We start from the raw sequence: 12675 nt of genomic DNA on the forward strand, positions 1-12675 counted from the left end.
GTTCAACGCAAGATTCGCACCTCTATCCGCCGTTGGCCGCTATCATTCCGCAGCTAAGGCAGCTTGCTCGCTCGATCCCCGAGTGCCTCGCTTTTCGTCCATGCGGCGGAACGTGGCGAGCGCCTGCCCGACGATCTGGTCCATGTTGTAGTAGCGATAGGTGGCGAGCCGGCCGACGAATGTGACGTCCTCGGTGGAGTCCGCGAGCTCCTCGTACCTTTTGAAGAGTTCCTGATTCTCGGGCCTCGGGATCGGGTAATAAGGATCGCCTTCCGCCGACGGATATTCGTACGTGATGGTCGTCCGCGGATGCTCCTGGCCCGTCAAATGCTTGTACTCGCTGATCCGCGTGTAGGGGATGTCCGGCGAAGGATAGTTGACGGTCCCCGTCTCCTGGAATCGTTCCTGCTCCAGCGTCTGGTGATCGAACTTCAGGCTTCGGTACGGAAGCTTGCCGAACCGGTGGTCGAAATATTCATCGATCGGGCCGGTGAAGACGAGATGATCGGCGATTTGCTTCCAGCGATCCCTGAAGTCGCTGAAGTCGACGCCTGTGCGCACCTCGATCAGCGGATGACCCAGGATGCGCTTGAACATCGCGGTGTAGCCGCCGCTCGGCATGGCCTGGAACTTGTCGGTGAAATAACGGTCGTCGGTGTTCGTGCGGGTGGGGATTCGCGCGGTCACCGACTTGTCGAGTTCCGACGGATCGATCCCCCACTGCTTGCGGGTGTAGCCCTGAAAGAACAGCTCGTAGAGCTCACGCCCTACGGCGTTGATGACAACGTCTTCGGAGTTCTTGATTTCGTCCACCGGCTCCGCTCGCGATGCGAGATATTCCGCAGCTTCCTCGTCGGTCTTCAGGTCCAGGCCGAACAGCTCGTTCAAGGTCGTTCGGTTGATCGGTATGGGGACGAGCTTGTCGCGCACGGACGCGCGGACCCGGTGCTCGTAGGGCCGCCACTCGGTAAACTGGGACAGATAATCGACCACCGCGTCGCTGTTGGTGTGGAAGATGTGCGGGCCGTATTTGTGATAGAGGATGCCGGCCTCGTTCGGCTCGTCATAAGCATTGCCGCCGATATGGTTTCGGCGGTCGATGACCAGGACCCTGGCCCCGTGCTGGCTGGCAAGTCGCTCCGCGATGACGGAACCAGCGAAGCCGGCTCCGACAACCAGATAATCGTAAGGCTTGCGGTCGTTCGGCGCCGCGAAGGGCGCGTTCATTCCGCTGCCACCAGGAGCGCCGACTGGCCCGACTGAGCCTGCTCGCCGAGAAGCTCGCCGATCAGGCCGGACATGCGAGCCTGAGTGGTGCTCCAACTCGTCGCGGAAAGAAGCAGGTCGGCTTCGGCAAGCCACTCGCCGCCGCGCTCGAGCTTCAGCATGCGCTCGCACTCGGCGACGAATTCCTCGGCCGTGGAGGCAATCCCGACTCCCTGGAGATGGCCGTAGTGACGAACCACGTCTTTGACCGGCGTCGACACCACCGGCTTGCCGCCGGCGAGATATTCCGGGGTCTTGGTCGGCGAAATGAACTGGGTGGACTCATTCATCGCGAACGGCATGAGGGCGACGTCCCAGCCCGATAGATAGGCGGGCAGCTGCTCGTACTTCTTGCCGCCGAGATAATGGATGTTGGGCCGCTTCGGCAGGTCCTCCGGAGCGATCTTCACGACCGGCCCGACCATCACCAGCGACCAGTCGGGGCGCATCTCTGCGACACGATCGAGAAGCTCGGTGTCGAAGCGTTCGTCGATGACTCCATAGAAGCCCAGCCGCGGCCGGTTGAGGTCTTCCTGGTCGGCGGGCTCGAACTGGCGCGTGCGCGCCTTGGCGAAGTGCGTCCGGTCGACCGACGAGGCGAACAGGTGCACGCTCGGGTGGCGGTGCTTCTTCGCTTCGTACAGGCTTGTCCCGCCGGTGAAGACGAGGTCGGCGCGGTCGATCAGCTCCTGCTCGAGGTCGAGCAACTTGACCGGCGCGAACTTGAACTTCGAAAGCTCGTCCATCGCGTCGAACACGACCACGCTCGCGTCGAGATCGCGCGAGAAGGTGAGCATCATCGGCGTGTAGTACCAGGCGATCAGCGGGCGGCTGAGCCCGGCGGAATAAGCATCCAGAAGCCGCTTGAGAGTCGCATCTCTTTGCTCTTCGTCGAGCCCCTGCGGGATGTGCGGGACGACGATCCGGACGTTGGGATAATCCTCGGCGGCCCGGACTCGAATCAGCGCCGGCTCCTTGCTGTCGATCTCGACCGGCTCTTCCCAGAAGACCACGGTCATCTCGTCAGCGAAGCGGCTCATCAGGTGCTGCGGCCGCTGGAAAACGAAATCCCACCGCAAGTGCGAAAAGCACAACAAGGTTGGGCGATCCGAACCAGGCGCCGGATACTCCGCTTCATACTCAACTGGCACTCCGACGCTATTCAGCATTTCGCCTCTCACTCCGCTGCTTTGAAACCCGTAATTGTCCAACGGGCTGGCGCTGGTCGCGGTTCCGTAACCTCGGTTAATCCAAATGAATTTCTGGCTTGTTGCAGCGCAACATAGGGCTTCGCCTCTATTTGACCTAATCGGCGACCCGTGAAAGGACGCGTGTTTCAGCCGCGCGCGAGAGAGAAGGTATGGCAACGACGATCGAGGAGCTGGAGAAAAGGCGCGAGCTTGCGCGCCTCGGCGGCGGCGAGAAGCGTATTGCAGCGCAACATGCCAAGGGCCGGCTCACGGCCCGCGAGCGCCTGTCGGTGCTGCTCGATCGCGGAAGCTTCGAAGAATATGACATGTTCGTCGAGCATAATTGCGCCGACTTCGGGATGGAGACGCAGAAGATCCCGGGCGACGGCGTCGTCACCGGCTCGGGCACAATCAACGGCCGCCTCGTCTACGTCTTCGCTCAGGACTTCACGGTGTTCGGCGGCTCTCTGAGCGAGCGCCACGCGCAGAAGATCTGCAAGATAATGGACATGGCGATGAAGGTTGGCGCGCCAGTCATCGGCCTAAACGATTCCGGCGGCGCCCGAATCCAGGAGGGCGTCGCTTCGCTCGGCGGCTATGCCGAAGTGTTCCAGCGCAACGTGCTCGCCAGCGGGGTCGTCCCACAGCTCAGCCTGATCATGGGCCCATGCGCGGGCGGCGCGGTCTATTCGCCGGCGATGACGGACTTCATCTTCATGGTGAAGGACTCGTCCTACATGTTCGTCACCGGCCCCGACGTTGTGAAGACCGTCACCAACGAGGTCGTGACCCAGGAAGAGCTTGGCGGAGCGGTCACCCACACGACCAAGTCGGGAGTTGCCGACGTCGCGTTCGAGAACGACATCGATGCGCTTCTCGCGACCCGCGACTTCTTCGATTTCCTGCCGCTGTCGAACCGCCACGATTTGCCGACGCGCCCGACCGACGATCCGTTCGACCGGGTGGAGGAAAGCCTCGACACCCTGGTGCCGCCAAGCGCCGCGACGCCCTATGACATGCACGAGCTGATAAGGAAGGTCGCGGACGAGGGCGACTTCTTCGAGCTCCAGCCGAGCCACGCCGCTAACATCATCGTCGGCTTCTGCCGGATCGAAGGCCGCACCGTCGGCGTGGTGGCCAACCAGCCGACGGTTCTCGCCGGCTGCCTCGACATCAACTCGTCCAAGAAAGGCGCGCGCTTCGTCCGTTTCTGCGACGCGTTCGACATCCCGATCCTGACCTTCGTCGACGTTCCGGGATTCCTTCCCGGCGTCGCGCAGGAGCATAACGGCATCATCAAGAACGGCGCGAAATTGCTCTTCGCCTACGCCGAAGCGACGGTGCCGAAGATCACCGTGATCACCCGCAAGGCCTATGGCGGGGCCTATGACGTGATGGCGTCAAAGCACCTTCGCGGCGACTTGAACTACGCCTGGCCCACCGCCGAGATCGCGGTGATGGGCGCCAAGGGCGCGGTCGAGATCATCTTCCGAAAGGACGCCGCCAAGCCCGAAGAGATCGCCAAGCGAACCGCCGAATATGAAGAGCGCTTCGCCAACCCGTTCGTGGCCGCGAGCAAGGGCTTCATCGACGAGGTCATCATGCCGCACTCGACGCGCCGCCGCGTCGCTATGGGGCTACGCAAGCTGCGCGACAAGCAGCTCGAAAATCCGTGGAAGAAGCACGACAACATCCCGCTGTGAGAAAGACATGAGCACCTACACCGCCACCATCCGCTGGGTCCGCGAGGACGAGGACGATTTCGCGAAGGGCCGCTACAGCCGCGCCCACCAATGGTCGTTCGACGGCGGCACGGTCGTCCCGGCATCTTCGAGCCCCCACGTCGTTCCGCTGCCGCTTAGCGACCCGGAAGCGGTGGACCCGGAGGAAGCCTTCATCGCCTCGCTGGCGTCGTGCCACATGCTCTTCTTCCTCGACTTCGCTCGGCGCGGCGGATTGGTCGTCGACTTCTACGTCGACGAGGCGGAGGGGGTGCTGGGCAAGCGCGCCGACGGGCGAATGGCGATGACGAACGTGACGTTGCGGCCCAACGTCCGCTGGATCGGGAAGGAGCCGGACAAGGCGCAGCTCGACGACCTCCACCATCGCGCGCACGAAGCCTGCTTCATCGCCAACAGCGTCACGACCGAGGTGGCGATCGAGCCCCTCTGATCGACTGGAGAATGGAATGAAACTCGGGCGGCTGAACCATGTCGGCGTCGCGACGCCGTCGATCGAGAAAAGCCTCGAGCTGTACCGGACCATGTTCGGATCGGAGCCGCACGGCGAGCCGTTCGACCTTCCCGCGCAGGGCGTGCGCGTCTGCTTCGTCGACACCCCCAATAGCCAGATCGAGCTGATCGAGCCGCTGGGCGAAAGCTCACCCATCGCGAAGTTCCTGGAGAAGAACCCGCTGGGCGGCCAGCATCACGTCTGCTTCGAGGTTCCGGAAATCCACGCCGCCAAGGCCGAGTTCGAAGCCAAAGGGGCGCGCGTTCTCGGCGAGCCGCGCATCGGCGCTCACGGGACCCCCGTCTTCTTCGTTCACCCGAAGGACATGGGCGGAATGCTTGTAGAGATCATGGAGTCGCCAGCCCATTGAGGCACTCGAAATGCCGATCGAATTGAACCGCAGGGATTTATTGGGCGCGGCTGGCGTCGGCGCCGTCGCCTTGCTGTTCACGAGGGTTCCCGCCTCGGCAAAGCCTGTCCGCTTCCAGGTCACCCTAAGCGATGCGGAATGGCGCAAGCGGCTGGGCGCGGAACGCTATGCGGTGCTGCGCAAGGCTGCGACCGAACGGCCCTTCTCCAGCCCGCTCGACCACGAGAAGCGCAAGGGGGTCTATGTCTGCGCGGGCTGCAGGCTTCCGCTGTATCCGTCGACGACGAAGTTCGACAGCGGCACCGGCTGGCCGAGCTTTTATGCGCCGCTGAAGAACGCCGTCATCACCCGCACCGACCGGAGCTTGGTGTTCGAGCGCACCGAGGTGCTCTGCCGCCGCTGCGGAGGCCATCTCGGCCATGTGTTCGACGACGGTCCGCCGCCGACCGGATTGCGCTATTGCATGAACGGGCTGGCGCTCCAGTTCCGGCCGGTCTGAGGAGAGACACATGCACTTCCTTGCCAGGACCGCGATAGTCGCGACGATCGCGGCGACCGCTTCGGCTGCCCCCGCGCCCCCGCCTCATCTGCAGACGGCGGTCCTCGCCGGTGGCTGCTTCTGGGGAATGGAAGCGGTGTTCGAGCATGTGAAGGGCGTCACCGACGTCGTGTCCGGCTTCGCCGGCGGAAGCGCCGCCGACGCGAGCTACGACAAGGTGAGCAGCGAAGGGACCCGCCACGCGGAGGCGGTGCGTATCACCTACGATCCGTCCCGGGTCAGCTATGCGCAGCTTCTGCAGATCTATTTCTCGGTCGCCCATGACCCGACCCAGGTGAACCGCCAGGGTCCGGACGTTGGCCCCAGCTACCGCTCGGCGATCTTCCCGCAGAACGCCCAGCAGCGAGCGCTCGCGTCGCGGATGATCGCTGTGCTGAAGGGCAGGGGCGTTCGGGTTGCGACAAAGCTGGAAAGCGGCGGCTTCTATCCGGCCGAAGCCTATCACCAGGACTTCGAGCGCAAGCACCCCACCTATCCTTACATCGTCGTCAACGACCTGCCGAAGCTCGCCGCGCTGAAGCGGAAGTATCCGCAGTGGTGGAAAGCCTGAATCTTCTCGGCGGAGAGTGAGCCTCATCCAGGAATGTCCCCGGACATTCCTCTGGGTGAAGCTGGTGCCCAGGGGCGGATTCGAACCACCGACACCGTGATTTTCAGTCACGTGCTCTACCAACTGAGCTACCTGGGCATGTCGCCATTGCGGCCGGGCGGCCGTTCGAGCGAGGCGCTCCCTAGCCTTCGCCCCCATCACTGTCCACCCCGCCGGACGGCGCCGCAGGACCGGGAATCCGGTAGCCCTCGCCGAGCCATTTGAGCAGGTCGCGATCCTTGCAGCCGCGCGAGCAGAAGGGCGCGTGGGCGTCGACGGACGGTTTCCCGCAATAGGGGCAGGACTTGGAATCAGACTTTTTCGGCATAGCCGCCATGGATGGGGAGCGAAGCGTCCGAGCGCAAGGTAACCGCGCCGCCGATCTGGCGCGAAAGCGAGTCGATCCACTCGGGTTTCTGCTCAAGCAGCGCGATGAGCATTGGGTTGCCAATGAGCCGCTTCGCGCCGGGAGCTTCCGTTGCAGCGCGTCGGAGAAGAGCCCGAGCCTCGAACGGCGGCCGGTCCTGCGCCAGCTCGACAAGCGATGCCCGCGCTCGCGGCCGGACCAGCTGGACGAAGCCGAAGCCGTTGACCGCGGTGCGCTCGAACGGCTGGGGCAGGATGGAGTCGATCGCCGAAGCGATGGACTGCCGCTCCGCCTTGCCGGCCACGGTCGGCAGGTCGATCCCGATGGAGCCTCCAATGTCGAGCCGGAGGATGGCTCGCGCCGCCGCCTCGGCGCCGGCAAGGGCAAGTTCGAGCGGCGGCAGATAGCCGTCGACGTCGATCAGGGTCATTGCCGGAGTCGGCGAGATTCTCAGCTCGCCGCCGTCGAAGCGGACGATCCCGCTCCGCGCTTCTTCGAGCAGGTCCAGCCACCCCGCCTGTCCGAGCGGATCGGAAGGCGAAGGGAAGGGAAGTGCTTCCGCGTCAAGCGGGGGCGGAGCTTCCTCGCCTTCGTTGGCGACGACAGCGAGCGGACGCTTCCACGGTTCGGCGCCGGGGATGGCTTCGCGGGTGACCTCGATGACCAGCTCCTGGCCTTCGCTTATTCCTTTCGCCCCCTTGGGGAGCAGGAATTGCTGACCGTCAGCTTCGGCGATCGCGAGCGGCCGGACCGAGACAAGCCGGGCGGTGCATCGTGCGCCGGCGCGGGCCACTCCGTCGAGCAGGATCCGTGCCTCGACAATCTCGCCGCTGAGGATCCGCGCATAACGGCTCTCGCCAATCCCATGCTCGGCCAGCCATTCAGGCAATGGCGTATCCGGCCGCTTTCAGGAGGTTGCGGGTTTCGGCCAGCGGAAGGCCGACGACGTTGGAATAGCTTCCCGCGATGTGGCGGACATAGACCTCGCCATAGCCCTGAAGCGCATAGCCGCCCGCCTTTCCTCGCCACTCGCCATGGCTCGCATAATAGTCGATCTCCTCGCTGGAGAGCGGCTTCATCGCGATCATCGTCTCGACGAGGCGTGTGCGAAGCGGCTGGCCCGGCGCCGCGAGCGCAACCCCGGTCAGAACGGTGTGCCGACGGCCGGAAAGCAGGCGCATGCAGGTGCGAAGCATCGCTTCGTCGTCCACTTTGGGAAGGATCCGCCGGCCGACCGCCACCACGGTGTCGGCGGCAAGCACCAGCGCGTCGGGGCGCTGCGTTGCTACTGCTTCAGCTTTTTCGGACGCGAGGCGCAGCGCATGGTCGCGCGGGAGTTCGCCTTTGGGAACGCTCTCATCGATGTCGGCTGGAAGCACCTCGTCGGGGACGACGCCGATCCGTGCCAGCAGGTCCACGCGGCGCGGGCTCGCCGAGGCGAGTATCAGCCGCATTTACGGACGACCCGGCGGCCCTCCGCGACCGGGCATGAAGCGATAGGTTATGCGCCCCTTGGTCAGGTCGTAGGGCGTCATTTCGACGAGCACTTCATCGCCGGTGAGGACGCGGATGCGGTTCTTGCGCATCTTGCCGGCGGTATGACCGAGGATCTCGTGGCCGTTCTCAAGCTCGACGCGGAACATCGCATTGGGCAGCAGCTCCACAACCTTGCCCCGCATCTCGAGAAGTTCTTCCTTGGCCAAACAATACCTCTTTCATCTCTGTCGAAAAGTCGCGGTGCCTTAGCGGGAGGACCGTCAAATGTGAAGGAGGAGCCGCTACACCTCGAATATGGTCGAACCGGAGGTCTTGCGCGCTTCGAGCGCGCGATGCGCTTCGGCGGCGTCGCGAAGGGCGAAACGCTGCTTCACCTCGATCTTCACCTTGCCCGAGCGGACGATGTCGAACAGTTCGCGAGCGGACTGCTCGAGCTCCGCGCGCGAGGCGATGTAGTGGAACAGGGTCGGCCGGGTCAGGAACAGCGACCCCTTCTGCGACAGGACCAGCGGGCTGATCGGATCGACCGGGCCCGAGGCGTTGCCGAAGCTGACCATCAGCCCGCGCGGGCGAAGGCAATCGAGCGACTGCATGAAGGTAGTCTTGCCCACCGAATCATAGACGACCGGCACCTTCTGGCCGGCGGTGAGCTTTGCCACCTCGGCGACGAAATCCTGCTTGGTGTAAAGGATCGGGTGGTCGCAGCCGTGCGCCCGGGCAAGCTCCGCCTTCTCTTCCGTCGACACGGTGCCGATCACGGTCGCTCCGAGGGCGTTCGCCCACTGGCACAGGATCAGTCCGACGCCGCCCGCGGCCGCGTGAACGAGGATCGTGTCGCCATCCTTCACGTCGTGGACTGCGCGAAGGAGCATCCGCGCCGTCATGCCCTGGAGCATCATCGCGGCAGCGGTGTCGAAGCCGATCTCGTGGGGCAGCTTCACCAGCCGGTCGGCGTCGATCAGCCGCTCCTCGGCATAGCCGCCGGGCGGGCCCGCATAGGCAACGCGATCGCCGGGTGAGAAGCCTTCGACTCCCTCGCCGACGCTTTCGACCGTGCCGGCGCCCTCAACGCCCGGAGTGAAAGGCATCCGCTGCGGATAAAGGCCGGTGCGGTGATAGACGTCGATGAAGTTGAGGCCGGCAGCGGCCTGGCGGATTCGGACTTCGCGCGGGCCCGGCTCCCCGACTTCGACCTCTTCCCACTTCAGGACCTCGGGTCCTCCCGCTTTGTGGATTCGGATCGCGTTCGGCATCGCTCCCGCTTAGGCCTGCTGCGGGCAAAGAAAAGCCCCGCCGCGGCGCTGCCGGGCGGGGCCTTCCCTCAGTCTGGTCCGTCGCGTCAGACGCCGGCGTGGCTGGCGAGCGCTGCGAGGAGCAGCAAAGCGACGATGTTGGTGATCTTGATCATCGGGTTCACGGCCGGACCGGCGGTGTCCTTGTACGGGTCACCGACGGTGTCGCCGGTTACCGCGGCCTTGTGGGCTTCGGAGCCCTTGCCGCCGTAATTGCCGTCCTCGATGTACTTCTTGGCATTGTCCCACGCGCCGCCGCCGCTGGTCATCGAGATTGCGACGAACAGGCCGGAGACGATGACGCCCAGGAGCAGTGCGCCGACTGCCGCGAGGCCGTTCTCCTTGCCGCCGACCCAGCCGATCACGAAGTAGACGACGATCGGAGCGAGCACCGGAAGAAGCGACGGGATGATCATCTCCCGGATCGCAGCCTTGGTGACGAGGTCGACGGTGCGCGCATAGTTCGGGCGAACCGAGCCATCCATGATCCCCGGATTGTCGCGGAACTGCTGGCGGACTTCCTCGACAACTGCACCCCCGGCGCGGCCGACCGCGGTCATTCCCATCGCCCCGAACAGATAGGGCAGCAGGGCTCCGAGGAGCAGGCCGACGATGATGTACGGGTTCGACAAGGTGAACAGCTTGTCGAGGTCGGTAGTGACTCCGATCTCGCTTCCGAACTCCCGAAGGTCGGCGGTGTAGGCGCCGAATAGCACGAGCGCCGCAAGGCCGGCCGAGCCGATGGCGTAGCCCTTGGTGACCGCCTTGGTGGTGTTGCCGACCGCGTCGAGGGCGTCGGTGCGGTGGCGCACCTCGTCCTCGAGGCCCGACATTTCGGCGATACCCCCGGCATTGTCGGTGACTGGGCCGTAAGCGTCGAGCGCAACGACCATGCCCGCCAGAGCAAGCATCGCCGAAGCTGCGTAAGCGACCCCCAGGAAGCCGGCGAGCTGGAAGCTGGCGATGAGGCCGATGACGATCACGATCGTCGGCAGGGCCGTCGATTCGAGGCTGATCGCGAGGCCCTGGATGATGTTAGTGCCGTGGCCGGTCTGCGAGGCGCGGGCGATGGACTGGACCGGGCGATAGTTGGTGCCCGTGTAATATTCAGTGATCCAGACGATGAGCGCGGTCACCGCGAGGCCGACGAAGCTTGCCCAGACGAGGTGGATCGCCGGGAAGCTGGTGCCCGTCGTTGTGGTGACCGTCTGCTGGAGGTCGCCGCCGAGCGCGTACCAGGCCGCTCCGTAGATCGCCGGGATGGCGAGCAGGGTCGCGGTCCAGAAGCCCTTGTACAGAGCGCCCATGATCGAGCCCTTGGCGCCGAGGCGGACCATGTAGGTGCCGATGATGGAGGTGATGATGCAGACGCCGCCGATCAGGAGCGGGAGAGTCATCAGCGGGACGAGGAGCGCTCCGGCACCAATTGCGAGAGCGACCGAAACCATGGTGATTCCGACGGTGACGACATAGGTCTCGAACAGGTCGGCGGCCATTCCGGCGCAGTCGCCGACATTGTCGCCAACGTTGTCGGCGATGACTGCCGGGTTCCGGGGATCGTCCTCTGGAATTCCGGCCTCGACCTTGCCGACCAGGTCGGCGCCGACGTCAGCGGCCTTCGTGAAGATGCCGCCGCCGAGACGGGCGAAGATGGAAACCAGCGAGGCTCCGAGAGCGAGTGCGGTCAGGGCAGTGACGACCGCGCGGTCGTTCGGGGCGTAGCCGCCGGGGCCGGTGAGGTACCAGAACAGCACCGCGATCGCGAGCAGCGCCAGGCCGGCAACGAGCATTCCGGTGATGGCTCCGGCGCGGAAGGCGACGGTGAGGCCCTTCTGAAGGCTGGTGCGGGCCGCTTCGGCGGTGCGCACGTTGGCTCGCACCGAGATGTTCATTCCGATGAAGCCGGCGGCGCCCGACAGGATGGAGCCGATCAGAAAGGCGATCGCCGACAGGCCGCCGAGAAAGTAGAAGATCAGCGCTGCGACGACGACGCCGACGATGGCGATGGTCGTGTACTGGCGGCGAAGGTAGGCGGCTGCGCCTTCCTGGATCGCTTCCGAAACTTCGATCATGCGCTTGTTGCCGGGGGAGGAGGCAAGGACCTGCCGGCTGGTGATGATGCCGTACAATACGGCGATAACGCCACAGACAATGGCGATCAGAGTGATGTTCATTTGCTTCCCCGTTGAGCGGCAAAGAGTGACGGCCAGCGTGCGGGTGGCAGCCGGCGGATTCGCGCCCCTTTATGTTTCGATTGCGCGGCTGGCAACCGCGAGAGTTAAGCGCTTAGCGCAGCAGGAGGGCTGCGGCCATGCCGCAGGCAAGGCCGCTAAAGCCGATCATCCACTGGCGAAATCGAAGCGCGATGCTCATAGCCGAGGCTCTCCGGTAGGGGCACGTCGCCGTCGCGGTCGTGGAGCTTCAAACCGCTTCCGGCGACGAGCCGCCCGACGCAGGTAAGGGTCGGCGCTTGAGGTAAAGAAAGGCTTACTACGTCCAAATCCGCCGGGAGCGCGGCGAGCAAAGCATAATCGTCGCCGCCAGTCGCAGCAAACAGGCGGGCGGAGCGATCCTGTCCGCGCTCTGCGATGAACGCCCTCGACAGCGGAAGCGAATCGAAGTCGACCTCAGCTCCGCACCCGCTGGCGTCGCACAGCCGCGACAGGTCGATCAGCAGGCCATCCGATACGTCCATCATCGCGGTTGCATGGCCCGCGAGCGAAATGCCCATCTCGAGCAACGGAATGGGGCGGCGGTAGATATCGACGAGAGCCCCGGTCGAGCGCTCGCTCTCGGCCAGAAGCGCGAGTCCCGCTGCCGAATCACCGAGAGTCCCGGCGATCCACAGCTTGTCCCCCGAACTGCCGCCGGAGCGGCTCGGGACCTGCTCGCCGGCGCGACCGATCGCGGTAAGGCCGTAGACTCGCGGCGCTCCGGGCGGGAGCGCAATCGTGTCTCCACCCAGAAGCGGCAACGAGTAGCTTTCACAGGCCGCCTCGATCCCGTCGATGATCGCCCGGTCCCAATCGTTCTCCGACAGGGTCAGCGACAGCAACGCGCCGACCGGCCGGGCGCCTTTGGCGGCGAGGTCCGACAAGTTCACGGCGACCAGCTTCCAGCCGATGCTCGCGGGTGGGTCTGTCGTCAGGAAATGGACTCCCTCGGCGACGCTGTCGTGGGTGATGACCAGATTGTCGAGCACCGCGGCGTCGTCGCGAAGGTCCCTTGCCCCGGGATGAGTCGCGAGCCCCCGAAGGCGTTCGATGACCTCGGTTTCGTGCATTTGCCCGTGATGAGGAAGACGCGCCACTCG

14 protein-coding genes and 1 tRNA gene are annotated in these 12675 nt (G+C 64.8%); 5 read left to right on the top strand and 10 right to left on the bottom strand.

Annotated features, from left to right (window positions below; translation table 11 throughout):
* Window positions 1-42: 42 nt before the first annotated feature.
* Together glf and LZ519_RS09940 are read right to left on the bottom strand one after the other, a co-directional pair.
* A complete protein-coding gene (glf, locus tag LZ519_RS09935) occupies window positions 43-1227 on the bottom strand; it encodes a UDP-galactopyranose mutase (protein ID WP_249868515.1) in 1185 nt (394 codons plus the stop codon).
* Window positions 1224-2306 carry a glycosyltransferase gene (locus LZ519_RS09940; protein WP_249868516.1) on the bottom strand — a complete coding sequence of 361 codons (1083 nt, stop codon included), beginning with the start codon at window positions 2304-2306 and terminating at the stop codon, window positions 1224-1226. The genes glf and LZ519_RS09940 overlap by 4 nt, the downstream gene beginning before the upstream one ends.
* Before the next feature lie 320 nt (window positions 2307-2626).
* Here LZ519_RS09940 and LZ519_RS09945 point away from each other — a divergent pair, with 320 nt between their 5' ends.
* From LZ519_RS09945 to msrA, 5 genes are read left to right on the top strand one after another with little or no spacing between them, the layout of a single operon-like run.
* Window positions 2627-4159, top strand: coding sequence for an acyl-CoA carboxylase subunit beta (locus LZ519_RS09945; protein WP_249868517.1), 1533 nt, complete (start codon window positions 2627-2629; stop codon window positions 4157-4159).
* Window positions 4160-4166: 7 nt separating this feature from the next.
* Window positions 4167-4628 (top strand): OsmC family protein, encoded by a 462-nt coding sequence (locus tag LZ519_RS09950; RefSeq protein WP_249868518.1) that lies wholly within the window; start codon window positions 4167-4169, stop codon window positions 4626-4628.
* A gap of 16 nt (window positions 4629-4644) precedes the next feature.
* Window positions 4645-5058 (top strand): methylmalonyl-CoA epimerase, encoded by a 414-nt coding sequence (gene mce, locus LZ519_RS09955; protein WP_249868519.1) that lies wholly within the window; start codon window positions 4645-4647, stop codon window positions 5056-5058.
* 10 nt (window positions 5059-5068) lie between these two features.
* Complete coding sequence (msrB, locus tag LZ519_RS09960) at window positions 5069-5557, top strand: peptide-methionine (R)-S-oxide reductase MsrB (RefSeq protein ID WP_249868520.1); 489 nt, start codon at window positions 5069-5071, stop codon at window positions 5555-5557.
* A 10-nt stretch (window positions 5558-5567) separates the two neighbouring features.
* Window positions 5568-6167: a peptide-methionine (S)-S-oxide reductase MsrA gene (msrA, locus tag LZ519_RS09965; protein ID WP_249868521.1), complete on the top strand. Its 600-nt coding sequence runs from the start codon at window positions 5568-5570 to the stop codon at window positions 6165-6167.
* 62 nt (window positions 6168-6229) lie between these two features.
* Here the strand turns inward: msrA and LZ519_RS09970 are convergent.
* From LZ519_RS09970 to thiL, 8 genes are all read right to left on the bottom strand, one after another.
* Window positions 6230-6305: transfer RNA gene (locus tag LZ519_RS09970), tRNA-Phe, on the bottom strand.
* A gap of 43 nt (window positions 6306-6348) precedes the next feature.
* Window positions 6349-6534, bottom strand: a complete 186-nt coding sequence (locus tag LZ519_RS09975) for a DNA gyrase inhibitor YacG (RefSeq protein ID WP_249868522.1) — start codon at window positions 6532-6534, stop codon at window positions 6349-6351.
* The gene (locus LZ519_RS09980; RefSeq protein WP_249868523.1) at window positions 6518-7462 is read right to left on the bottom strand and encodes a ribonuclease; all 945 of its coding nucleotides are present in this window, start codon (window positions 7460-7462) and stop codon (window positions 6518-6520) included. Before LZ519_RS09980 ends, LZ519_RS09975 begins: the two co-directional genes overlap by 17 nt.
* Window positions 7455-8027 carry a Maf family protein gene (locus LZ519_RS09985; RefSeq protein WP_249868524.1) on the bottom strand — a complete coding sequence of 191 codons (573 nt, stop codon included), beginning with the start codon at window positions 8025-8027 and terminating at the stop codon, window positions 7455-7457. Before LZ519_RS09985 ends, LZ519_RS09980 begins: the two co-directional genes overlap by 8 nt.
* Complete coding sequence (infA, locus tag LZ519_RS09990) at window positions 8028-8276, bottom strand: translation initiation factor IF-1 (RefSeq protein ID WP_249868525.1); 249 nt, start codon at window positions 8274-8276, stop codon at window positions 8028-8030.
* A 75-nt stretch (window positions 8277-8351) separates the two neighbouring features.
* Complete coding sequence (locus tag LZ519_RS09995) at window positions 8352-9323, bottom strand: quinone oxidoreductase family protein (RefSeq protein ID WP_249868526.1); 972 nt, start codon at window positions 9321-9323, stop codon at window positions 8352-8354.
* Window positions 9324-9409: 86 nt separating this feature from the next.
* Window positions 9410-11536, bottom strand: coding sequence for a sodium-translocating pyrophosphatase (locus tag LZ519_RS10000; RefSeq protein ID WP_249868527.1), 2127 nt, complete (start codon window positions 11534-11536; stop codon window positions 9410-9412).
* A gap of 155 nt (window positions 11537-11691) precedes the next feature.
* Window positions 11692-12672, bottom strand: a complete 981-nt coding sequence (gene thiL, locus LZ519_RS10005; RefSeq protein ID WP_348539393.1) for a thiamine-phosphate kinase — start codon at window positions 12670-12672, stop codon at window positions 11692-11694.
* Between the last annotated feature and the right edge of the window lie 3 nt (window positions 12673-12675).

The sequence above is a fragment of the Sphingomonas anseongensis genome, assembly GCF_023516495.1.
Classification (GTDB): domain Bacteria; phylum Pseudomonadota; class Alphaproteobacteria; order Sphingomonadales; family Sphingomonadaceae; genus Sphingomicrobium; species Sphingomicrobium anseongensis.

What these genes read in the sequence shown, in the direction of transcription:
- glf (WP_249868515.1), bottom strand. Translation starts at nt 1,227, where the DNA reads ATGAACGCGCCCTTCGCGGCGCCGAACGACCGCAAGCCTTACGATTAT.
- LZ519_RS09940 (WP_249868516.1), bottom strand. Translation starts at nt 2,306, where the DNA reads ATGAGCCGCTTCGCTGACGAGATGACCGTGGTCTTCTGGGAAGAGCCG.
- LZ519_RS09945 (WP_249868517.1), top strand. Translation starts at nt 2,627, where the DNA reads ATGGCAACGACGATCGAGGAGCTGGAGAAAAGGCGCGAGCTTGCGCGC.
- LZ519_RS09950 (WP_249868518.1), top strand. Translation starts at nt 4,167, where the DNA reads ATGAGCACCTACACCGCCACCATCCGCTGGGTCCGCGAGGACGAGGAC.
- mce (WP_249868519.1), top strand. Translation starts at nt 4,645, where the DNA reads ATGAAACTCGGGCGGCTGAACCATGTCGGCGTCGCGACGCCGTCGATC.
- msrB (WP_249868520.1), top strand. Translation starts at nt 5,069, where the DNA reads ATGCCGATCGAATTGAACCGCAGGGATTTATTGGGCGCGGCTGGCGTC.
- msrA (WP_249868521.1), top strand. Translation starts at nt 5,568, where the DNA reads ATGCACTTCCTTGCCAGGACCGCGATAGTCGCGACGATCGCGGCGACC.
- LZ519_RS09975 (WP_249868522.1), bottom strand. Translation starts at nt 6,534, where the DNA reads ATGCCGAAAAAGTCTGATTCCAAGTCCTGCCCCTATTGCGGGAAACCG.
- LZ519_RS09985 (WP_249868524.1), bottom strand. Translation starts at nt 8,027, where the DNA reads ATGCGGCTGATACTCGCCTCGGCGAGCCCGCGCCGCGTGGACCTGCTG.
- LZ519_RS09995 (WP_249868526.1), bottom strand. Translation starts at nt 9,323, where the DNA reads ATGCCGAACGCGATCCGAATCCACAAAGCGGGAGGACCCGAGGTCCTG.
- LZ519_RS10000 (WP_249868527.1), bottom strand. Translation starts at nt 11,536, where the DNA reads ATGAACATCACTCTGATCGCCATTGTCTGTGGCGTTATCGCCGTATTG.